Genomic DNA, 23,964 nt, shown 5'->3' on the forward strand with positions numbered 1-23,964 from the left:
TTTTTATATTGGTGCAACTGGTCTGATTTTTTCAGGAATATTACCAATGACATTGCGACTTGATGAAAAACTTGATAGTTTCTTGAGCAAATAAGAAAAAAATTCAGGATGAATTGCAATGGAAAATAGCAGACATCATTGCGCATATACTTGTGTAATTTTGTTGATAACCGCTTTATCTTCAATGGCGAATGCTGCACAGCCATTGAATGAGGGAATACTCGCCTTACAAACTGGCGCGCTGAATAATGCGCTCCCCAGTATTATCATTAAAGCTCAGCAAGATGCGTTAAAACCTGAAGAACAACGTTGGCGTTCACAGCGTATCTTAAGTGATAAATATTTAGGTGATATTCGAGTCAATACGATTTTAGACGGGGTACTTTCTTCTCACGAGGAGCAAAAGAAAATATTGGCTGTTGATACAAGAGATAAGGATAAGAGAGAGGCTACGATTAAGCCACATGAACAACCACCTGATCGATTCAGAGTATATGAATTCGATTCAGGCAATGTCCATGTGACTTATAATGATGAAACTAATATTGAGCTTGTTGTCAAATAGCTGGGTGTTGTATTTTCCAAGCACGATGAATCTTTTGATTGCGTTTGAAATCTAGACCAATCGTTTCAGAGGTAATTTCTTCAACTTGATACATCGCCTCAATTTCTTCATCCAGCTCAAAACCGCGATAGTTATTGGAGAAGTACAAAGTCCCATCGCTGGTTAAACGGTTCATTGCTCGTTTAAGTAAGGAGATATGGTCGCGCTGAACATCAAAAGTTCCATAAAACTTTTTCGAGTTCGAGAAGGTTGGTGGGTCAATGAAGATTAGATCATACTGTTCATGGCCTTCTTTTAACCATTCAAAGCAATCACTTGCAAAGAACATATGCTGTTCATCGGCATGATCGACAGTTAAACCATTCAGCACAAAGTTTTCTTTTGACCAATTTAAGTAAGTATTGGATAAATCGACACTGGTCGTACTTGCTGCGCCACCTAAAGCAGCATGTAAACTTGCTGTAGAGGTGTAGCTATAAAGATTTAAGAAATGCTTGCCACGTGCTTCTTTGGCAATTCTCAGACGAATTTGACGGTGATCCAAGAATAAGCCCGTATCTAAGTAGTCGGTCAGGTTCACTAAAATTCGTGCGTCACCTTCTTGAACAATAAAGCGCTTAGAAGCTGTACTTTGCTTGGTATATTGCGTCGTACCTGCCTGCCTTGCACGTGTTTTGATAAAAATAGCATCACGGTTTAAGCCTGTTACAGCACGGATTGCAGCAAGACCAAGGTTAAAACGCTTTTTAGCTTTTTCTGGATCAATGGTTTTCGGTGGTGCGTATTCTTGCACATGCAAACGATCGCCATATAAATCGACTGCTATATTGAAATCAGGCAAATCTGCATCATAAAGACGTAAACAGTAGACGTTCTCTTTCACCGCCCATTTTTTCAATGCCTGCATATTTTTCTGCAAACGATTGGTAAAGTCTTCAGCACCTTCAATTTTTTCAAATTGTTGTGGTTGCCAAGAAGCTAAAAATGGTTGGGTAACTGTTGCAGGCTTCACTGTACCAAAACGAACGTAAATTGGTAATTTACCATTCATCAAACGTAAAATTTGTGGATCGTTAAAAGCAAGAACATCAGCTTGTTCAACTTGAGCAGCAATAATGGCTGCGCGTTGATTTGGGAAATTCTTTTGTAATAGGGCAGATAAGCCTAAGTAGAGTGAGCGGTTAGACGCTTTGTCACCTAAACGTTCACCATACGGTGGGTTGGTCACGATAAAGGCTTTTTTACCTTCAGCATGGAAGTCATCCCAGTCTGCTAAAGTGCGTTCTTCAATTTGGATCTTATCCAGTAAATTTTCAAAGCCTGCGGCAATGATGTTTTGACGTGTAGCTTTTACTGCTTCCCAGTCTGCATCATAAGCATAGAACTGTGGTAGTGGCTGCTGTAATGCTTTTTCATGGCGTTCAGCAGCTTCAGCTTTGAGTGTCATCCACAATTCATTGTCGTGTCCATGCCAACCATTAAAACCAAAACGGCGAACTAAACCGGGTGCACGATCAGTCAAAATTAATAAGGATTCAATAATAAATGTACCTGAACCACACATTGGGTCAAGGATAATGTCAGGCTGATATTGCGCGAGTTGTGCTTTTTGTAGAATCGCAGCCGCCAAATTTTCTTTGATTGGTGCTTCAGTCATAAAACGGCGATAGCCACGTTTATGTAAAGAATCACCTGAGAGATCTAGGCAATAGGTGTGTTCGGTTTTACCTGCCAATGCGTACAGTGTAATTTCTGGTTGCTTAATATCAATACTTGGACGCTTACCGACTGCTTCCATAAAGGAATCTACAACACCGTCTTTTACACGCAAGGTCGCAAATTGTGAATTTACCTTAATGTCACGTTCTATATGCAAGCGAACTGCAAAGGTACTTTGTGGTGCAAAAATGAGTGACCAGTCAAAACTGATTGCACCTTCATAGAGTTCTTCGGCTACATCACGAGCATCGTGCGTGTGTTCCAATTCATGTGTATGAATCGGTAAGAGCACTCGAGAGGCTAAACGAGACCACATACAAATGCGGTATGCATTTTCCAATGTACCTTTAAATACTAAACGCCCTGCAAAACGCTGGATATTTTGAATGCCTAAATCTTCAAGCTCTTGTTGTAGTAAGGTTTCAAGCCCGTCCGCACAGGTGACCCAATAGTCTGTTAGACGTGGTTTAGCGTTCATTCAAATTTCCAAAACATTTTTAGCAATCGGCTATTTTAACTGATTTTTATTGGTTCTGTCGGTGCATATTTGTTTGATTGTCAGGTTTATCACCTAATAATTACACTTTTTTAGCTATTGGGCTTAGATAACACGGTATTACAAGTGCGATGTATTTCATTTTTATCAACTATTTTATTAAATAGTTGGTACATCTTTTGCTTTTAAATTTGCAGCACATCAGTGAACGATTTTACTTAAAACTGATGAAATTTAAGAATTTTAATTTGATGGCTGTGAGGATGTTATGAAAGAAAGCATGAATAGCGAAGTATCGGTCAATGCTGAAGCTTTTACGATTGCAACTCAAATGTATGTCCGTTTAAGACGAGTTTGTGGTCGTGTGATTGATGTAATGTATTTAGTCAATAATCAAGATTATGCTAAACATGTGCTTGAAGTTGCCCTAGCAACTGAGGATCAAGAATTGGCACGATTTGTAGCTCGTTTAAGTCCATTGATTGATCTATATGCCGAGCCAAGTTTTGCCGCACTAGAAGTAAAAGCCGAAGCTAAAAAAGTAAAAGCTGAGGTTTTAGAAACTTATTCAGTAGAAGTCACTGAAGAGGAAATATATCAGGCGCAGGTTCATCATCATTATATTGGCGCGTTACGCTAAGCGCTAAGTCTTTTAAAGAATAGAAAATAAAGGATGTAAGAGGGGAATTACATCCTTTTTACTTAAGTGCTGAAAACTTCAACTACGAATGAAATCTAAAGTCTGTATAATGCGTTAACTTAACGTGTTAGGAATCTCTTATGCACTTGGCGGCATTGCATACTTTGAGTCAGATCCAGCTCAATCAACAAGGAAATCTAAAACACTTTTTAACAATTGAAGGTCTTTCCAAAGAAACTTTAACTAAGATTTTAGATACAGCGCAAAGCTTTTTAGATGAAAATAATAATTTGATCAACCGTCCGTTACTTGAAGGGCTGACGGTCATGAATCTATTCTTTGAAAACTCCACTCGTACTCGTACCACCTTTGAGGCAGCTGCAAAACGTTTGTCTGCCAATGTCTTGAATATAGATATTGCACGTTCAAGTACCTCTAAGGGTGAAACTCTGCGTGACACACTGTGGAACTTGGAAGCAATGGCCGCGGATATTTTTGTGGTTCGCCATTCATCATCTGGTGCAGCACACTTTATTGCTAAAGATGTGTGTCCGAAAGTTGCGATTATTAACGCGGGTGATGGTCGTCATGCGCATCCAACCCAAGCAATGTTGGATATGTTGACCATTCGTCGTGAAACTAAAAAGCCTTTTGAAGAATTAACCGTTGCGATTATCGGTGACATTAAACATTCACGCGTGGCTCGTTCAAATGTTGCAGCATTACAAACATTGGGTTGTAAAGATATTCGTGTGATTGCACCGAATACACTTTTGCCAGTGGGCTTTAATGAATATGGTGAGCACGTGCGTCTGTTTAACAAAATGGATGATGGTGTGAAAGACTGTGATGTGATCATTGCATTGCGTATTCAAAATGAGCGTATTGATTCACCAGCTTTATCTTCACAGGCTGAGTTTTACAAAATGTATGGCCTAAATAAAGAGCGCCTTGCATTGGCTAAACCTGATTGTATCGTGATGCATCCAGGGCCGATGAACCGAGGCGTTGAAATTGATTCAAGTGTTGCGGATGGTGATCAATCGGTGATTTTGAAACAGGTCACCAATGGTATTGCAGTTCGTATGGCAGTACTTGCACTTGCGATGCAAGGCCAGTTACAAGAACAAGGTTTAATTGAAGCGATTGCACTGTAAGGGATAGAACACATGAGTATTGTAAAAATTGAAAATGTCCGTGTGCTCGATCCAATTCAAAAAACTGATCAAGTCAAAACGGTTTATCTTGAAAACGGTAAATTGATTGATGCAGTAGATCAAGTCGATGAAAGTATTGATGGGCAAGGTAAATGGTTAATGCCAACCATGGTGGACTTGTGCGCGCGATTGCGTGAACCTGGCCAGCAACAACATGGGACTTTAAAATCAGAAGGTAAAGCGGCACGTGCCAATGGTATTTTGCATGTGATTACACCACCTGATTCTAAGCCGATTGTTCAAGACAACGGTGCTTTAATTCATGGTCTAATTGAAAAAGCACAATTAGATGGTGGAATTTATCTACAGATTATTGGCGCGCAAACCCAAGGTTTGAATGGTAAACAACCTGCCAACATGGCGGGATTAAAGAAGGGCGGCTGTACTTCGGTTTCAAATGCCAATGCTGCTTTTGAAAATGATGATGTGGTGATTCGTACACTTGAATATGCTGCTGGGTTAGGTTTGACGGTGATCTTCTATGCGGAAGAACCACAAATTGCCAAAGATGGCTGCGCACATGAAGGTTTTATTGCGTCTCGCCAAGGCTTGCCAATGATTCCTGCGATTGCTGAAACCGTCGCAATCGCAAAATATTTGTTGATGATTGAAGTGACAGGTGTAAAAGCACACTTTGGTCTCCTATCTTGTGGCGCATCTGTTGAACTGATTCGTATCGCCAAAGCCAAAGGTTTGCCTGTGACTGCCGATGTTGCGATGCATCAACTGCATTTAACAGAGCAATTGACTGACGGTTTTAATTCACTTGCACATGTGCGCCCGCCGTTGCGATCTGAACAAGATAAAGCTTTATTGCGCCAAGGTGTTAAAGACGGTGTGATTGATGCGATTTGTACTCATCACGAACCATTGAGTAGCTCTGCTAAAATGGCTCCTTTCGCTGAAACGCAACCGGGTATTACTGCATTTGATACTTATGTCGGTCTCGGTGTACAGCTGATTCAAGAAGGTGTATTTGAGCCATTAGAATGGGTTGAAAAAGTCACGTCAATTCCAGCACAAGTTGCCAATATGACGGAACGCTGGCAGCAAGAAGCGGGCTGGGTCTTGGTTGATCCAGAACTCAAATGGACTGTTTCTAAAGAAACCATTGTTTCTCAAGGCAAAAATACACCCTTACTTGGTCAGCAGTTGACAGGTAAAGTATTGGCGACTTTTGCATAAACGAATGTGAAATAAGCAGAATAAGACACAAAAGTCTTATTCTGCTTTGTAAAGTGTGATGTAGATATTGTATTTAAATTTTACAAATGTAGATAAAAATAAAAGAATTAGATTAAAGTAATAAAATAAATGAGATATACCTTACATAAAATTATAAAAACGAGAAATAAATTATTTAAATAATTGGAGCTTAATAACATGTCTATAAATCCAATGGAGTTACTTAAACAAAAAGTTTCATCTGTGATTGTGAACGACCAAACTTGTTTGGTAAATGAAAAAAATGATGTCCTATCAAGGTTTTATCCTGTTTTTTGCATCGCTTTTTAGAAAAGCCTGAATTGGTCGATCAATTAAAAGAAAAGCTTACCCCATCTATCTTTGACTTGTTGGAAGGAAATGAACGGGTAAAAAATGCATTGCTTTTGAGGTTGGCGGCAGGAAAAGTTTCGGTTGCAGAGGTTGAACTTACGTTAAATCGAGCAATCCCAAAAAGTTTGGCTGTGCTTTCGAATGAGGTTGGAAATGATGCAATCAGTATTATTTATTATCTGAGAGAACATAAACAATCAATCTATGCATTATTGCCAACGTGGTCTGATGAAGTACTTTCGCTTCTAAATGAAGTAGCTGTTCCAGTACAGTCTATTCAGGAGGAGCCAATAGAACTTGATCTGCCTCCTGCGAAGAAACCCTATCGTTTTTTTCCATTTCTAACGCTGATTTTTGCAAGCTTTTCATTGATTTGTTTATATCAACTCAGCAAGTGAAAGAATGGATCATTGTAGATAAGCAGCTTCTATCATGTGCTCCACTTTGTAAAGTGTGATGTAAGTATTGTATTTAAATTATATAAAAACGAATAAAAAACACACAAGTGATTAGAATGAAACAGCATTAGTTTGCGTGTAGTTCGCATTTTTCTTAAGCGATCTGAATATTATAAATTTAATGAGTTGGAGTGAATAACAATGTCAATAAACCCAATGGAATTGTTAAAGCAACAAGTGACCTCTGTTGTTGTCAGTGGTCAGGACAGTTTGGCGAACGAAAAAAGTGCGCTGTTATCTAGGTTCTATCCGATTTTTCTTTCCGTATTAGCAGCAAAACCTGAACTTATTCAGAAACTCAAAGAATCAATCTCACCTTCTTTACTCGATTTATTTGGTCACAATGATCAAGTTAAAAATGCACTCTTGTCTAATCTAGCAGGGGGGCAGATTCCACCTGCTGAGGTAGAGCATACTTTAAATCAAGCAATCCCAAAGAGCCTAGTTGCTTTAACCAATGAGGCTGGAAATGATACACAAAGTATTGTGAATTATTTAAAACAGCATGCCGATTCAATTCGCTCACTTTTACCAGCTTGGGCTGTTGGTTTACTTGCACCTTTGGGGCTGGTCTCTAGTAGCTCGGCATCAGTTTCTAATTTGGCAAATACCGCCACCACGACAGGGACTAAATGGTTACCTATTGTGGCTGTGATTATTCTAGCGTTGTTGGTCGCGTGGTTATGGAAGTCATGTCAACATAAACAAATGGCTGTTCCAGTCAATAATGAGGATTCTTCTGCATCACAAGTAAGTGCTGATGTGGCGCCTGCAAGCTTATCCTTAAGTACTGATGCCAATGGTAAGGTTGCACAATGTCAGGTGGGTGTTGGCGATCAAGGATTTTTGGCAAGTATTCAGTCCAAAGTCAAAGAGATTTTCTCTTCCAATCAAGACTGTAGTGTAGATACGGCATCAACGCATGCGGCAACATTTACTGATCAAGCAGGTCTGGCTGGTGTTTTGGGTTTGCTGAAAGGTGTTCCCAATGTTTCACTGGATTGGGTTGGCGATAAAATCACCTTGAAAGGTGCCGATACAGCCAAACTGAATGAGTTGCTTGGCAAAATCAAGGGGCTTGTGCCAAACACAGAGGTGATTGTAGAAGCACCAGTGAGCGCAGCCGATTCAGTCAGTAATAGTTTAAATGCCGCTCAAGATGCATTGGCCAATATTGATACCAATAAAGTTGATATTAATGAGGTGATTAAAGCACTTAATTTACAAATTATTAATTTCGCCACAGGATCAAATCAGATTCCTGATGAAAATAAAGCAATTTTAGATAAAGCTGCGACTTTACTGAAAACAGCCAAAGACGCAAAACTAACCGTTGCTGGTTATACTGATTCGACAGGTAATGCTGATAGTAATAAAGCCTTATCACAAAAACGCGCTCAAGCCGTGGTTGATTATATTGTGAGTCAAGGCGTTGATGCAGCTCAATTGACTGCTGTAGGGCATGGTGCAGATAACCCAGTTGCAGATAATGCAACCGAAGAAGGCCGTTTTAAAAACCGCCGTATTGAGTTTTCAGTGACACCATAATTCATGATTCAGATATGATTTAAAAAGGAGTTATTTTGTAATAACTCCTTTTATTTTAACTATTTATTCGGGTTAATAAGATTCTAGATCCGTTTGAGTGAATAAAATCCAAGAAAAGACTCGAAAGTATAGATTTAAATTGAGTAGAATACGCCCGAAAAAAACAAGATAATAGGGTATTAATATGAATAAGCTTTTTATATTCACTACTTTAACAGCCGCTGTTTTATTAACAGGTTGTGATAAGTTCAAACCGAAAGATAAAGTTGAAGAAACTGATGCAGCAGTGGTTGCGGAGTGGAGTTGTACCAATCAGGACAACCTTAATAATATTCAGGCTGCGTTAAAGAAAGCATATTTAAAACAAATCGAGCGTAGTTTGCGTGACAGTGAATATCAGGCGGACTATACAATTTTAGATACCATTAATAAAGGTTTAAAGTTCGAAATTAAAAATGTGCGTACATTAGATGCCAGTGAAACTGAACAGACATCTAAGACGTTATTAAGTTGTGAAAGTCAGTTGGTGGTTTCTTTTCCTCAAGGCTTACAGAAACGTGCTGAGAATGCCTACCTAGAGGAACAAAAATATCAACACGATGGTGAGGATGAAGACCCAAGAACGTATACCTTAAGTGATTACTTCTCAGATGGGGATTATCCATTAACGCTCGAAAATGATCAGTTACGTGGTGAGTTTTCTTATAATTTGACTAAGACTGATAAAGATGGCTTGGTATTCAATATTCCAGATCAAAATTCTGTGATCGATGGCGTGGTCTTTATGGCGACCAAAGCCGTGCAATATGTCGCTTACTTAAAACAAAATCGTTTAATGGAACAGAGCAGCGAACAGGCACAAAAAGAATATGATGCAGAGTCTTCTGCTCAAATGGAGTTGGCGCAAAAAGCGATGGATATTCGCAAGAAAGAGCTAGATGCTGAAAAATTGAAACAGGTTGAGCGCTTAAACCAAACATGGGATAAATTTAGTCCCGAGCAAAAGGCACAATTGCAGCAAGATCAAGCAGATTGGTTTGAAAAGCGTGATGTTGACTGTAAGGTATTGTCACAGAAAAATGTATATGACATTCCTGAAAAAGATCGTGAGACTTACCAGAAACAATCCAGCTATTGGAATGATGCAATGCGTAAGCAAGACCAAGAGATGCAGTACACTAAATGCTTTACGCAACGTACTATCGAGCGCATTGTCTATCTGAATAATGTCAATTAAGTGAGCAGTAAAGAAAAGGACGAATTGATTCGTCCTTTTTTTATTGGCATGCTTAAGCCGTCATGATGAATAGATAGAAATTATGCGTATTACATTGATTGGTGCAGGCCGTGTGGCGACACATTTAGCCAAGGTGTTGCAGTTACAGCATCAAATTGTTCAGATCTTCAGCCGAGATTTACAACGCGCAGAAACACTTGCAGATCAGGTTAATGCGCAAGCAATTACTGAGCTTCAACAGCTTGATCCGCAAACCGATTTAGTGATTATTGCGGTGAGTGATCAAGCAATTTCGAGTGTCATTCAAGCGATTACACAATATTTGCCAGACAATCTCATCGTTCATACTTCAGGTAGTACAGACTTAGCGATACTTGAACAGAAACATCCGCGAGCTGGGGTTTTATATCCACTGCAGACCTTTAGTTTTGAAAGAGCAGTGAACTGGTCTGAAACCCCTTTGTTTGTCGAAGCAGTTCAAGCACAAGACTTAACATTATTAACTGATTTGGCAAACAGTTTAAGCCAACGTGTTTATCAATATAGTTCAACACAGCGTTTAACTTTACATTTGGCGGCAGTGTTTGCTTGCAATTTTAGTAATTATTGTTATGACATGGCTAAGCAAGTGGTCGATGCCGAGCAGGTTGATTTTAGTTTGTTATATCCTTTGATTCTAGAGACTGCAAATAAAGCGACGACCAATAATCCCAAGGATATGCAAACAGGTCCTGCGATGCGAGGTGACCAAAATATATTAAATATGCATCGCCAATTATTAGTAGATTCGAATCGAACTGACCTACAGGATATATATCGTTTAATGAGTGAATCCATTTTAAAACGACATCATTAAACAGGCTTAACAATAATGATACAAAATAGACAAATTAGTCTATTTTGTATAACATGCCTAAAATTTTATTTAATATTTTATAAAAAGATGTTGGCTAATATATTTCAAGCTTTAGACAGTCTCGGTCTTACAGCACAAAAACGTGCGATTCATATTCAATTTTCTAATCAAAATTTAAATTCGCAGGTTTTTCTGCAACGTATTGATGGCCAGCATCAACTCAATGATGGATTTAAGGCAGAACTGATCTGCCTATCGACCAATGCCACCATTCCACTGAAACAATTTATTGGTAGCCAAGCTGCGATAGATAGCGTGACCGATCAAGGTCAATTGACCCGTGTCACAGGCATTATCACCCAAGCCTTACAAGGCCAGTCTGACGGTAGCTTAACCTTATATAAGCTAACACTCGAAGACCCAACCGCACTATGGAAACAACGCCGTAACAGCCGCGTGTTTATGAACAAGAGCGTGCGCGATGTGGTGGAAGTTGTCTTTAAAGAATGGCAGAGCAAAAGCCCTTTATTTGCATCGAGCCTAACGCTTGACTTAAGTGGACTCGGGCAAGACTATGATGTCCGACCTTTCATTATGCAGTCCAATGAAAGTGATTATGACTTTCTCACCCGCTTGATGAGAAGTGAAGGGATTAACTGGCTCATCGATGAAGCGGAGCGCACAGTTCCTCTCAGCAGTGCCGCTATCCAAGCACAAAAAATGCGTTTGATTGATGATAATAGCCAATACCAAGCGCTCGATCGTCGACAGATTCGTTACCACCGCAGCAGTGCCACTGAACAGTACGACAGTATGACCAGTCTGGTAGGACAACGTTCATTGCAACCGAGTAGTGTCCATGTACAACTTTGGCAAGCCGATGCCTTAGAACAAGAAGATGGTGCAGGTAGTGTGCAAAGCACGCACAAACACAGTGATCAACATGACAATGCCAGTCTAGGACTAGAACAGGCATGGCATTTCTCTCCTGCATGGATGCAAGACCTCAATGGTGAAGATGGAGCAACCCAATCGGGCAATGCGCAGATTGAAAAGCTCAATCAAAACTTGGGTCAATACTATGACTTACAATCAAAGCAGTTCGTTGCGAATACTACGGTGCGAGACACCCATGTGGGTTACTGGTTTGAATTAGCCGAACATCCTGAAATTGATCAACACGATGGTGCAGACAAAGAATTCCTGATTACAGGCAAAAACTTCTATAACCAAAATAACTTGCCTAAAGATCTACATCAACAGATCAATCAACTATTAGCACAAAGCAATTGGCAGCCAACCCAACAAAGCAACACAGAAGAACGCCAAGCTAACCAGTTAATCCTGCAACGCCGCAACATCAAAACTGTACCCGAATTTAACCCATTGCAACACCGTCCAGCCGCTTCACCGCAACGTGCCAAAGTGGTCGGACCAAGTGGTGAAGAAATCCATGTAGATGAATGGGGCCGTATTAAAGTTCGTTTCCTGTTTACCCGAAATGATGATCATAGCCATGATGGTGGTGCAGGCGCTAATGACAACGACACCGATTCAGCTTGGGTCGATGTACTGACGCCTTGGGCTGGTGAAGGCTATGGGGCGCGCTTCCTGCCACGTATCGATGAAATCGTAGTTATCGACTTCTTTGATGGCAACATTGACCGTCCATTTGTAGTGGGACGTATCCATGAAGCACATCGTAGTCCAACCAAGTTCGACAATGCAGGTAAGCTGCCAGACACCAAGAAACTGGCAGGGATCAAGTCCAAGGAATATCAGGGTGAAGGCTTTAACCAACTGCGCTTTGATGACACCACTGGACAGATCAGCGCCCAGCTCCAAAGCAGTCATGCTGCCAGCCAACTTAACTTAGGTAAACTCAGTCATCCGAAAGACAAAGCAGAAAGTGAAGACCGTGGTGAAGGTTTTGAACTACGTACTGACCAATGGGGTGCAGTTCGAGCTGGAGAAGGGTTACTTATTTCCACGCATAAGCAGGATCAAGCGCAAGGTGAACTCCTCGATGCGCAACCCGCCAAGCAACAGCTTGAAGGCAACCAAAGCAATGCCAAGGCACTCAGTGAAGTTGCCAAGAATCAGCAGACCGATGAAATTGAATCCGTTGAGCAACTTAAAGCATTTGCTAATGAAATTGAGTCTGATATTGCTAAGTTTAACAAGGCAATGCTGTTATTAAGTTCACCTGTGGGGATCGGTCTAAGCACTAATGAAGATATTCATTTATCCGCGGATGGACAGATCAACCAGTTTGCGGGTGATAGCATAAATCTGAGTACGCAAAAGAATTTGATTGCCCATGTCAGTGGTAAAGCGAGTTTATTTGCCGCGCAAAATGGTATTAAACAAGTTGCGGCAAAGGGTAAGTTTGAGATGTTGGCACAGGCCGATGGAATGGACTTATTAGCAAAACAAGGCATCCAGATTATTTCGACTGAAGATCGTATTGAGATCACCAGTCCTAAAGAGATTGTGATTACTGCGGGCGGCTCTCAGATCAAGCTGAATGGTTCAGGTATTTTCCCTATCACAAGTGGCAAATTTGAGGTGAAGGCGGGGCAGCATTTGTTTATGGGTGGGGCATCGGTGAATGTCCCTGCAATTGATTTACCAGATTGTTCTGCGAAACAGCACACAGCTGCGACCAATGGTGCTGCATTGGTTGAGATATAAAATGTCAGATTTATTTAACTTAGATACACCGATTGAAGTAGTTGATGAAGATTTACTGCTATCTAGATTTGAACATATTTATAAAGAGAATCGAGTTATTGATTTCATTATAGATCGGACTGTTGAACCTGATTTGTTTAGTGAAATTATTGATGATTTTGATCCTCTCATTTCGGTAGAAAAAGTTTTTATCGCTAAGCCGATTACACGGGGGACAAAACAGCCTCTTGCTCTGCTAAGGCTTAAAAATGATATTAAATTCTATGAATATGCGCGTAAGATTGTCGAAATATTGTTAGAACAACTGGCTTATACATCCACACGTCAGATTATTTGCGGTTGGGGATATAGTGAACATTCATTAGATGGTTTAAAAATCAAATTTCAAAAAAATTTAATTGCTAAGTCAGAAGGCTCTGCCCAAGCCTTTGTTCTACGTTGGTATGATCCTCGGGTTCAGTATGTTTTTCAAAATATGGCGCCAGAGGTTCTTTATCATCATTATTTGGCGGATTATAAAATTTGGGAGTACCTCCACCCTAAGGGAATTTTCACCAAAGCACCTGTAGCCTATACGTTTAAATTTAATAATATTTTTCCAAAACAGGTAATTGATTTTTTAATGATGTGTGAAGACGTGAACAGCATTAATAAATATCTAGTTAATAAAAATATTCCGTCAAATCAAATCGAGCCTATGTTGACCTATGAACACCTGATTTTGATTAAAGGTAATTCAGCCAATGTTGAGTTTAATGTGATGAGTGAGCTTGTATATTGGTTCTATAAAGTCGGTTCAACTTTGACTGAGCATGAAGACATTAAAACTTTATGGCATAGAGAAGATTATGAGCAAATGCTTGAAAAGCTCAATACAGATTCAACTTTGCAAGCCAATGTTTTAGAAAGAGATCGTGTAAATGGATAATAATTCAACTAAAAAACTTCCCCCTTATTTACAGAATGCACAAAACAATCAAGCAAATAAAACTGTTTCTTGGGGACAGAATCTTAAAAAATACGATTTAGCCAAGATTGAACAAAAGAAAGTTGAATTACCTGCCAATCAATCTAAAGGCGCACCCAAAGCAATTGCAGTAAAACAGCTTTCTTCAGAAGGGGTAAATGAGCAAAAAAAGGATTGCCCATTCTGTCATGCAGAAGATGATAGTTTTTTTCTATTTCCGACACGCTATGCTATCGCTAAGAAAGCGGATACCCAAGCGGTTTCTCTACCTGTGCATTTGAATAGTTATGTAGGTGAGAAGACCATTGCTTATTCGAAGTACACATTAAAATATTTAAATACAGGTTATTTATATGCCTTTGTTGAGTATGAGAATGGAGCAACCCGATGGTTGGGGTATCGTGTCAATGAAGAAGGATTTCTAGCAAAGCTCAAGAATATTTTTGACCCGAATTGTGCACCGACGCCTTATGGTTGTACCAATGAAAAACACTTTGCAAATAGCTCAATGATTTGTCTTGCGCCTTTTCAGAAGTCAAAGGCAAAAACTGCCTATCTTCTATTTTCAAAGGGATTTCTTACACAAGCAAGATTAAAACTCTACCAAGCAAATCGTGTTAGTTATGCCAATGAAAAGAAATGGCAGAAGATTGATTTAAATACTTGGCGAGGAGGGCAAAAATCAAACTTTTGTTATAACCAGCAAATTTTTGATCGTCATGTTCCTACACCTAATTTTGCAAAATTTGGTAAGGCCAATCAAACCAGAAAGCAAAAAATTTCAGGTAAATTTGCCCAGTTTCCAAAAGCGGTATGTGGCGTTGCTATTTATGATGCTTTAGGAATTGCCATTGATTTAAATGAAAGAAGAAATGATCAATTTATTGAATTAACAAAATTCATGAATACCTATAAAGATGGTATTAGTAATCAGCAGCGCTTTAATAGCATTCCTTTAATTGAATCGATTGAAGAAGGCTTAAAAAGAAAAGCCTTACAAAGTGCAAAAAATTGGGCAGAACACACTAAAAATGTTGATATGAAATCAATCGATGCCCAATTGAACCAACCTTATAGCGAACGTAATTTTCAAATGCATCAACAGAACCTTGAGCAGATGAAAAGAAAAAATCCTGAGCAGTACAAGTTTACCGAAAAAGCGCGTAAGGATTATTTTGCACAATATGGTATGACCCCACCAAACTCTGCCAAACAGGCTTATGAACAGCAAAAGGAAATCGCTCAACAGAAGGCAAAAGCACTGGAAAAGGCAAAGATTGAAAGCAATACCGCTTTTGCAATGAATCAGTGGGAGAATAAATATAAGCCTTTAGTCAAATATGATGAGATGCAGACATTTAAATCGAATGTTGCTACAAAGACTAAAAGTGGAATGGACAACGCAAATGTGGTGGGTGCTGATCATTTGATTTGGCTGAAATCGTCTCAATTAGTACAAGAGTTACACGCCTTTGATCCAGAAGATAAAATAAGTGGCTTTGTTTTTTATGAATACATGATGCAGGCCGTTGCTGGTACAGGCGTAACAAAGGCAGGCGCGACTCAGATGGATGGTTGGATTACCAAGCGTAAAGTCGAGCCTGATAATGTGTTTATGCGAGCGGTTCTTTATAACCAGAAATCTGCTATTGATTATTATAATGATGGTACGCAAAGCTTCTTTGCATCCGTTGTAAATTATACCGATTGGACAACAGGACAGAGTACCTATAAGCAGTTGATTGTTACTATTGCTGCTTTAGATGCGGCATGGGATGAATGGGCATCTAATAATGCCAACAAGCATTATATGCCCGATTTTGATAAGACTTTTGTGGGTCGTGTAGGGCGTTGGAGCGCAGAGTTTATTCGTGTAGCAGCACAAAAAGCCAGAAGTACCAGTCTCGACCGTTTAATTGCCACACAAATTTGCTGCTTTTTATATGCTCGTACGGGTGTATTTAGTAAAGGTGTAAATTTGCATTCACTGATGTTGTTTGCAACTCCGGGACTAGATCCGCAGCGGCGAGATCCAAAGGTCAGCAATGCAACTTTAGATTCAATTTTAAATGACAGCAAAAACAAAGGAACTGCACGGGTTGCATCTTTTGTCATGGTGTTAGAAGCAATTAATTTAATGTTCCAATTAAATAAAACTATAGATTCTCAGCAGCAGTTGCAAATTTTAGGAGGAGCATGTGGCTTAATCACCGCCAGTTTGGAATTGGTTGGCGTTATTACAGTAACAACCAAAACTGCTACACATAACTTAATTAAATTCGCCGCAAATAGTTTTGCAATAGCTGGTAGTGCATTCTTTTCATTATACGATCTTAGAGCAGCAATGAGCAGTAATGATAGTTTCCTCGCGGTTGTTTATTTTGTTCGTGGTGGTGTGTATTTTGGTTTAGCTTTAAGCTATACGAAAATCTCCATTGATTTTCTACAAAGTGCAGGGAATGCGTTAAAAAGACCAGCTCTGATTAGTTTTTCTAAATTATTAGTTAAATCAAATTTTTACCTAATGATTACACGTATAGGTTCTGTTGTTTGGTTGGCTAGATTTAATATCATTATTCTAGGGCTAACAGCAGTTGAAATTATTTATAAAGTTTATTTTGCAGATAATGCACTTGAAGATTGGTGTAAAAAATCAGCCTTTGGTATTAATGTAGTGAATTTTGAGAATGAAGCAAAAGAGCTTGAGGTTTTTAATCAAGCATTTGTAGAGGTCGTTGGAGTGTAAATATGAAAGTAAAATATGGGACAATTAAAAAACTCCAATTTGTTGATGCAATTGTTGGTGAGTTACCAAAGCTGAGATCTCAAGCAGCAGCGACGGCTTTAGTATCGATGTTTGCAGAATCTGGAGGGATGGGGGCAGCAGCAACTTTAGCTGGGGTAAATGGGTTTCCAGGTTACTATATTCATTTCTATATTGATGATGTTGAGTTTTATGCAGCCTTTACAGGTCTATTTTTCAAAGAAGGAGAAGATATCTTTGTGGTTTATGATGAAGAAATAAAACAAAACTTTAATGTTTTAGCAGTTATGAATAAAAACACTAAACTATTAGGAATGGTAGCACCTTTTGGGCATACAGTAGAAATATCTGACAAGACTCACAATCGTAATGCATTATATCTGTTTTTAGGAATTAATATTTTTACAACTTTGGTTTTATTCTTTTTTGAATTTAAAATGTTTTTATTTCTTTCTGGCTTGATAGGGTCATTTATAATAGTTTTTTCTATAGGTTATAGCGTTAAGAAACAATTTAGAGGGTATGCAGAGGAATCAGAACGAATTTATAAAATATTAGGTATTAATGATATTGATGCTTTAAATGCAGAAATTAATAAGAATCATCTGAAGCCATACGAAGATAAAGAAACTAATCGTATCTATGATGATGTTCATAATTATACTGAATTTTTAAACTATGATCCTCAGCCACTAGTAGATTTAAGAACTGATTGAGTCATATAAAATCTATAAATAAATGAGAAGAAGTAAAAGCCACTAAATAATTAGTGGCTTCTTTAAAAAACTAAATCAGCTTATTTAATTTTCTTAAAGATAAAATCATTGATCTTGTGACCTGATTCTAGACCACGACGCTCAAATTTAGTCACTGGACGCCATTCTGGACGTGGGTAGCTATTACCTTTACCTGCCAAGTTTTCCATATCTGGACGGTTATCTAGGATGTCAAGCATCCATTCTGCATACGGTTCCCAGTCAGTTGCTGAGTGGAAGGTACCACCAAGCTCTAACTTCTGTTCAACCAGTTGCATACGCTCATGAATCACAAAGCGGCGTTTAAAGTGACGTTTCTTCTGCCACGGATCTGGGAAATACAGCTGTACACAGTTAATGCTGTTATCTGGCATTTCACGTAACACTTGGATTGCATCGGCATCCAGTACAAACAGGTTCTTTAAGCCCGCCATACCGGCTTCATAAACACACTGTGCGATACCAGGCACATGCACTTCGATTCCAACAAAGTTACGTTCAGGGTTGGCTTTTGCCATTAATACCAATGAACGACCCATACCAAAACCGATTTCAACAGTTAATGGGCGTTCAGGATGTTCAAAATGCTGACGTAAATCACCAACAGGGTATTCCAAAATTAAATCACGATAATTTTCTAAAGCAGTACGTTGTGAAGTATTGAGCGGAGCTGAACGACGCATAAACGTCACAATTTCACGGTGCTCAGGCAAATTGTCGAGTTCCGTAATTTGCGTTTCTAACTGATCGTTTGACATGATTCTGGAGATATAAATATAGAAATGCCGTATTTTAAGTGTTCAGGTGGTCAAGTCAAACTTTAAGTGATTTTATTTAGCCGATCATTTATGAAATTGCTTAAAATTTGTCAAAAAATCTTCATGTAGCTGTCACAGAAATTGCATAGCCTAATTACAATTTTAACACTAAGTAAAAAACCATGAACAATTTTAAATACCATTCGATCGCTATTTGTTTAGGCCTGTTAGGTGTATCTTCACTCTTTTCTGCTGCACATGCACAACTCATGTTTAGCCAGTATGTCGATGGCAGCAGCAATAAAAAAGGACTGGAAATTTATAACCCCGATGCCACAACGGTGAATTTAGCCGATTATGAAATCCAGCAATACAATAATGGTGGTACAGTCAAAACTGTAGCTTTCCCATTACAAGGTAGCTTAGCCAGTAAACAAAAATTTCTGATTGGTCGTTCAGAATTACAGGCGCAATTGGGAGATAAGGTTAATCAAGTTGCGGGATTATCTTTTAATGGCGACGATGCCATTGTGTTGCTTTATCGTGGTACACCCGTAGATCGTTTTGGTCGAATCGGTGAGCGTCCAACGGCAGGTTGGGGCACAACGGTATTTAGTACTGCGAACAGCTTTAAACGCATTCAAACAGATAATCCTGTAGTGAGTGTTGACCCGACCAGTCCATTTGACCTCGACCAATCTTGGCAGGCATGGACAGATCGAAATGATTTTTCGAATTTAACCGGTTCAACCACCACACCACCTGTAGATGCCGTCAGCTGTAGCAGTAGTGATACACCAATTGCCAGTTTAGCCGAGTCAGCTCAGAATCAAAACTATACCATTCGTGGTGTGATCACAGCGGATTATCGCTATAGCAATGGCTTCTCAGGTTTCTATGTACAAACGCCTGATAGCAAAGCCACGCAAAATGTCAGCAATGCAATTTTTGTTTATATTCCTGCAAGTAGTGCAGTCAAAGGTGGACAAGTTGGTGATGAAGTCATCCTACGTGGTCGTTTAACCAGTTATCAAAACCAACTTCAATTGGATCAGTTACAGCAGGATATTAAGACCTGTAACCAGAATATGGCATCGCTGATTCAACCACTGGACTTAAACTTGCCATTTAGCAGTTTGACCGATACAGCAGGTAACTCACCGAAGCGTTATCAAGGGATGTTGGTAAAATTACCGCAAACATTGACGGTGAGCGAAAACTATAATTTTGGTCGTTATGGTGAACTTTCTCTAAGCCTTGGTCGCTTATTCATTCCAACCAATCTTTATCCTGCACTTTCAAATGAAGCCAAGGCTTTAGCGCAACAAAATTTACTTTCTAAGATTATCTTTGATGATGGTTATAACAATCAAAACCGTGCACCGTGGTTGCCACAAAACTTTAGTGCTTTAAATACACTGCGTTCGGGCTACCAATTAAAAAATGCACAAGGTATTTTGGAATACCGCTTTAATGCTTGGCGTGTACAACCTATTGCAGGTGCAAACTTGCCAGAAGTAGTGAGCACCACCAATCCGCGTACAACGATTACGACTAAACAAAGCAAACATATTCGTGCTGCGGCATTTAACGTGCTGAACTATGACAATGGCAAGAATGGCTTCCCAACCGAACGTGGTGCCAACAGTCAGGCTGAATTTGATAAGCAACATGCCAAAATCGTCAATGCATTAAAATCAATCGATGCAGATGTGTATGGTTTGATGGAGATTGCCAATAATGGTTATGGCAGTGATAGTGCAGTTGCTAACTTGACTAAGGCTTTAGGACCAGACTGGAAATATGTGATTCCTGAAGGGCTGAATCAGCTCGGTACAGATGTGATTGCAGTTGCGATTATCTATAATAGCAAACGTGTTCAGCCAGTGAATAAACCTGCGGTGTTGGATTTGGGGGATAAAAGCCGTTCTACTATTGCGCAATCCTTCAAGCCTGTACAGGGCGGACAAATCTTTACAGTGATTCCAAATCATCTTAAATCGAAGAGCTGTCGCGGTGTCGATGAAAACTCTCTCGATGCAGATCAACGTGATGGGCAGGGCTGTTGGAACCCAACCCGAGTTAAGGCGGTTGAGCAACTTACCCAATGGATTGCCAAGAATCCAACCCAAGTGAAGAATCCGAATATCTTGCTGTTAGGCGATATGAATAGTTATGCCAAAGAAGATCCAATCCTCAGCTTTGAGAAAGCTAACTACAAAGTATTGCTGAATGATAGCAAAGTGGGTGAGGGCAATCAGGCTTATAGCTATGTGTTTGGTGTCGCCAGCGATGCAGATGGTTATGGCGGTGCAGGTAACCTTGATCATGCCATTGCCGATGCCAACCTATATAAGCGTGTGATCAAAACTTTTGCATGGCATATCAATGCCGATGAGCCAACGGTATTGGACTATAACGAAGAATATAAAACCGATGAGCAAAAAGCCCTATTCTTCTCGGCAGATGCTTATCGTTCTTCAGATCATGATCCTGTGATTGTAGATTTGGATATGAAAAGCTCGGATTCTCAACTTGAACCACATAATCCGAAGAATATCATTGTTGAATTTTTAAACTCATTATTTGAATGGTTAGGCAAACTTTTTGGTCGAGCGTAATCTGATTTCCGTGACATTGTTTGGTTTGTTTTTTCATAAATTAATCAATCGTCACGGAATATAACTTGCAAGGCAGAAAAAAATTCATTAATAGTAGTGGTGTAGATGTTCTTAGCATGAAAGCTATTATAAATTTTGGTTATTTCTGTTCTCGAGTTTCGTAGGAACGTTCTAGGGCATAAGTTGTTAGATAACAAGGATCAATTATGAAGTTGTATTATTCACCTGGTGCATGCTCATTGGCAGCCCATATTATTTTAAATGAAATAAACGTCGATTTTGATTTAGAACGAGTTGATCTAAAAACACATAAAACTTCAAAAGGTGCAGATTATTACGAGATTAATCCAAAAGGCTATGTCCCTGCTTTGGAAATTAATCCAGGTTTGATTTTAACTGAGAATGTGGCAATTTTACCGTTTTTGGCACAGCATGATCCTAAACAGGATTTGATTCCACCATCAGGCATGGGACGTGCTAAAGTCCTAGAGTGGTTAGGCTACTTGAATTCAGAATTGCATGATGCTTATTCAGTATTCTTTGGCGGGAAGCTGACTGATGATGAGAAAACCAAGGCCTATGCAGAAGTTGATCGTTTGCTTAAATATATCGACAACTATTTAGCTGAATCAGATTGTGATTATTTGGTCGATGATAATTTTGGCCCTGCGGATGCGTACTTATTTGTGCTCACCAACTGGTCAAACCATATCGAACATGACTTAACACCTTATATCAATGTGATTGCGTTACGTAACAAAGTGGCGGAACGTCAATCTGTGCAAATTGCGATGCGTGATGAAGGTTTATTAAGTTAATCCAGACAAATAAAAAAAGCCTCTGTTTACAGAGGCTTTTTTTATTTCAACTCAATTATTGTTGCGCTTTTTCTTTCACATCAGCAGCAGTTGATTCTACAGCACCAGCAACTTTAGCCGTTGCATCACGTGCAGCAGCTTCAGTTTTAGCAGCAGCTTCAGCAGTTGCAGTCGCAGTGTGATCAGCAGCAGCATCAATTTGATCACCCGCTGTATCTACCGCAGTTGCAACATTGTTCGCAGCAGTATCAGCAGCATTTTGAACATCAGCACCAGCTTGGCTAGCAGCATGTTCTAAATGTTCACCCGTGGTTGCGCCTGTTTCAGGTGCTTTATCTTTATTACAGCCTACAAGCGCAACAGTAGCAGCAAGACCTAATGCAACAAGTAATTTATTCATTGTTTATTTCCTTTTCTTTGTGGCATCCAATAGGATATGGATACCGAAAATATAAACATAAACTTGATGAATAATAAAGTTGAAAATTTGTTGATAACTTGTAAAAACACGCACTTACATCGGAAAATGTAAGGGCGTGCACATGTTTTAGCTCAGTTTAAACGCCAGAACGGATCATATAATCAAAGGCAGACAGCGATGCTTTGGCACCTTCACCTGTGGCAATGATGATTTGCTTATAAGGCACAGTCGTACAGTCACCCGCAGCAAATACACCTTTGACATTGGTTTCGTTGCGATCATTAATCACGATCTCACCACGATTACTCAATTCAACCGCACTGTTCTTTAAGAAATCCGTGTTTGGTAATAAACCAATCTGTACGAAGATCCCTGCAAGTTCAACACTATGCTCTACATCAGTAGCACGATCTTTGTATTTCAATGCCGTTACTTGTGAGCCATCACCCACCACTTCAGTACTGAGTGCATTCAAAATCACTGTCGTGTTTGGCAAGCTGTTTAACTTGTCCTGCAACACTTGGTCTGCACGAAGCTTGGTATCAAACTCAACCAAAGTCACATGCTCTACAATCCCTGCAAGGTCAATCGCTGCTTCGACACCTGAGTTACCACCACCAATCACCGCAACACGTTTGCCTTTGAATAATGGACCATCACAGTGTGGGCAGTAAGCTACACCACGGGTACGGTATTCAGCTTCACCTGGTACATTCATTTCTCTCCAACGTGCACCTGTAGACAGGATAATGGTTTTCGATTCAAGCTTGGCACCATTCTCTAGTTCAACCTCAACTAGACCATTGGCCGTTTGATCTGCACCAGTGATCTTGCTGACACGTTGCAAGTTCATGATATCGACACCGTATTCACGGACATGGGCTTCCATGTCTTGAGCGAACTGAGGACCTACAGTTTTTTGAACAGTGGTAAAGTTCTCAATGTCCATGGTATCCATTACCTGACCACCAAAGCGTTCAGCCACGATACCCGTTTTGATGCCTTTACGTGCCGCATAGATCGCTGCTGTACCACCCGCAGGCCCACCGCCAATCACCAATACATCAAATGCATCTTTGGCATTGATTGCTGCTGCATCTTTCTCAGCCGAGTTGCTATCCAACTTGGCTACGATTTCTTCCAAAGTCATACGACCTTGACCAATGTGTTGGTTGTCTTGGAACACCATTGGCACGGCTAAGATTTTGCGTTCTTCAACTTCGTCTTGGAAGAAAGCACCATCAATCATGGTTGCCGTGGTATTTGGATTGTTAATCGCAATCAAGTTCAAAGCTTGAACCACATCTGGGCAGTTATGGCAGCTCAATGAGACAAATACATCAAAGTTTGCAGTTAAATTGAGGCCTTTGATCTGAGTGAGTACTTCATCAGACACTTTAGGGGCATAACCCGACACTTGTAATAATGCCAAGATCAAAGAAGTAAACTCATGTCCCATCGGCAAGCCAGCAAAGAACACACGTGGTTGTTCACCTGCTTTGGCCACACCAAAACTAGGACGGCGAGCGTTTGAACCGTCAAAACGCGCCGTAACTTGGTCAGAAAGTTCTGCAATTTCAGTCACGAGTTCTTTGATTTTTGCAGCTTTGTCGGAGTCATCTAAAGCAGCAACCAACTCGATTGGACTTTCTAAACGTTCTAAGTAAGCTTTTAATTGAGTTTTAATATTTTGATCTAACATGTATTACTCCAAATTCTAAGACGTTCAAATCGGCTAAATTCATTCAATGAAGCTATAGTACGCAAAAGTACTGAATAGGTAAAACAGTATGTTTTTATGAGTTTGATCGGTTTTTTGAATTTTTAATTGTGTTGGTAGTTTTATAAACATATCTTTCATAAAAAATTTGAG

Annotated in this window: 17 protein-coding genes and 1 pseudogene; 14 read left to right on the forward strand and 4 right to left on the reverse strand. The window is 39.7% G+C overall.

The window, feature by feature from the left end:
* The first annotated feature begins 118 nt into the window (after positions 1-118).
* Positions 119-565 (forward strand): hypothetical protein, encoded by a 447-nt coding sequence (locus tag FPL17_RS03130; protein ID WP_005212921.1) that lies wholly within the window; start codon positions 119-121, stop codon positions 563-565.
* On the opposite strand, the gene rlmKL is transcribed toward FPL17_RS03130, so the two are convergent.
* Positions 558-2,762: a bifunctional 23S rRNA (guanine(2069)-N(7))-methyltransferase RlmK/23S rRNA (guanine(2445)-N(2))-methyltransferase RlmL gene (gene rlmKL / locus FPL17_RS03135; protein ID WP_151715326.1), complete on the reverse strand. Its 2,205-nt coding sequence runs from the start codon at positions 2,760-2,762 to the stop codon at positions 558-560. The genes FPL17_RS03130 and rlmKL overlap by 8 nt on opposite strands.
* A gap of 286 nt (positions 2,763-3,048) precedes the next feature.
* Between rlmKL and FPL17_RS03140 the strand changes: the two genes are divergently transcribed.
* The 11 genes and pseudogenes from FPL17_RS03140 (at position 3,049) to FPL17_RS03190 (ending at position 17,434) form a co-directional block, all read left to right on the forward strand.
* Positions 3,049-3,420: a hypothetical protein gene (locus tag FPL17_RS03140; RefSeq protein WP_151715325.1), complete on the forward strand. Its 372-nt coding sequence runs from the start codon at positions 3,049-3,051 to the stop codon at positions 3,418-3,420.
* Positions 3,421-3,560: 140 nt separating this feature from the next.
* Positions 3,561-4,577, forward strand: coding sequence for an aspartate carbamoyltransferase catalytic subunit (locus tag FPL17_RS03145; RefSeq protein ID WP_005187574.1), 1,017 nt, complete (start codon positions 3,561-3,563; stop codon positions 4,575-4,577).
* A gap of 12 nt (positions 4,578-4,589) precedes the next feature.
* On the forward strand, positions 4,590-5,822 hold the full coding sequence (locus tag FPL17_RS03150) for a dihydroorotase (protein WP_159883171.1): 1,233 nt from the start codon (positions 4,590-4,592) through the stop codon (positions 5,820-5,822).
* 198 nt (positions 5,823-6,020) lie between these two features.
* A pseudogene (locus FPL17_RS03155) lies at positions 6,021-6,592 on the forward strand (hypothetical protein).
* A gap of 201 nt (positions 6,593-6,793) precedes the next feature.
* Positions 6,794-8,200, forward strand: a complete 1,407-nt coding sequence (locus FPL17_RS03160; protein WP_159883174.1) for an OmpA family protein — start codon at positions 6,794-6,796, stop codon at positions 8,198-8,200.
* A 184-nt stretch (positions 8,201-8,384) separates the two neighbouring features.
* Positions 8,385-9,437, forward strand: a complete 1,053-nt coding sequence (locus tag FPL17_RS03165; RefSeq protein WP_159883177.1) for a DUF1311 domain-containing protein — start codon at positions 8,385-8,387, stop codon at positions 9,435-9,437.
* An 82-nt stretch (positions 9,438-9,519) separates the two neighbouring features.
* The gene (locus FPL17_RS03170; protein WP_159883180.1) at positions 9,520-10,293 is read left to right on the forward strand and encodes a Rossmann-like and DUF2520 domain-containing protein; all 774 of its coding nucleotides are present in this window, start codon (positions 9,520-9,522) and stop codon (positions 10,291-10,293) included.
* Between the two features lie 87 nt (positions 10,294-10,380).
* Complete coding sequence (locus FPL17_RS03175; protein ID WP_159883183.1) at positions 10,381-12,987, forward strand: type VI secretion system Vgr family protein; 2,607 nt, start codon at positions 10,381-10,383, stop codon at positions 12,985-12,987.
* A gap of 1 nt (position 12,988) precedes the next feature.
* Positions 12,989-13,915: a hypothetical protein gene (locus tag FPL17_RS03180; protein ID WP_159883186.1), complete on the forward strand. Its 927-nt coding sequence runs from the start codon at positions 12,989-12,991 to the stop codon at positions 13,913-13,915.
* Positions 13,908-16,700: a T6SS effector BTH_I2691 family protein gene (locus FPL17_RS03185; protein WP_159883190.1), complete on the forward strand. Its 2,793-nt coding sequence runs from the start codon at positions 13,908-13,910 to the stop codon at positions 16,698-16,700. The genes FPL17_RS03180 and FPL17_RS03185 overlap by 8 nt, the downstream gene beginning before the upstream one ends.
* A gap of 2 nt (positions 16,701-16,702) precedes the next feature.
* Positions 16,703-17,434: a putative type VI secretion system effector gene (locus FPL17_RS03190; RefSeq protein ID WP_159883193.1), complete on the forward strand. Its 732-nt coding sequence runs from the start codon at positions 16,703-16,705 to the stop codon at positions 17,432-17,434.
* An 80-nt stretch (positions 17,435-17,514) separates the two neighbouring features.
* Here FPL17_RS03190 and trmB read toward each other — a convergent pair whose 3' ends face one another.
* Entirely contained in the window at positions 17,515-18,231 is a 717-nt protein-coding gene (trmB, locus tag FPL17_RS03195) for a tRNA (guanosine(46)-N7)-methyltransferase TrmB (protein WP_159883196.1), read from the reverse strand.
* 182 nt (positions 18,232-18,413) lie between these two features.
* Between trmB and FPL17_RS03200 the strand changes: the two genes are divergently transcribed.
* Both FPL17_RS03200 and FPL17_RS03205 read left to right on the forward strand, forming a co-directional pair.
* Positions 18,414-20,852 carry an ExeM/NucH family extracellular endonuclease gene (locus FPL17_RS03200; protein WP_159883199.1) on the forward strand — a complete coding sequence of 813 codons (2,439 nt, stop codon included), beginning with the start codon at positions 18,414-18,416 and terminating at the stop codon, positions 20,850-20,852.
* Positions 20,853-21,058: 206 nt separating this feature from the next.
* The gene (locus tag FPL17_RS03205) at positions 21,059-21,670 is read left to right on the forward strand and encodes a glutathione binding-like protein (RefSeq protein WP_005153867.1); all 612 of its coding nucleotides are present in this window, start codon (positions 21,059-21,061) and stop codon (positions 21,668-21,670) included.
* A 55-nt stretch (positions 21,671-21,725) separates the two neighbouring features.
* Here the strand turns inward: FPL17_RS03205 and FPL17_RS03210 are convergent, their stop codons facing one another.
* Both FPL17_RS03210 and ahpF read right to left on the reverse strand, forming a co-directional pair.
* Positions 21,726-22,070, reverse strand: coding sequence for a hypothetical protein (locus FPL17_RS03210; RefSeq protein WP_005187627.1), 345 nt, complete (start codon positions 22,068-22,070; stop codon positions 21,726-21,728).
* 157 nt (positions 22,071-22,227) lie between these two features.
* Entirely contained in the window at positions 22,228-23,793 is a 1,566-nt protein-coding gene (gene ahpF, locus FPL17_RS03215; RefSeq protein WP_159883202.1) for an alkyl hydroperoxide reductase subunit F, read from the reverse strand.
* Between the last annotated feature and the right edge of the window lie 171 nt (positions 23,794-23,964).

Source organism: Acinetobacter dispersus (assembly GCF_009884975.1).
Taxonomy (GTDB): domain Bacteria; phylum Pseudomonadota; class Gammaproteobacteria; order Pseudomonadales; family Moraxellaceae; genus Acinetobacter; species Acinetobacter dispersus.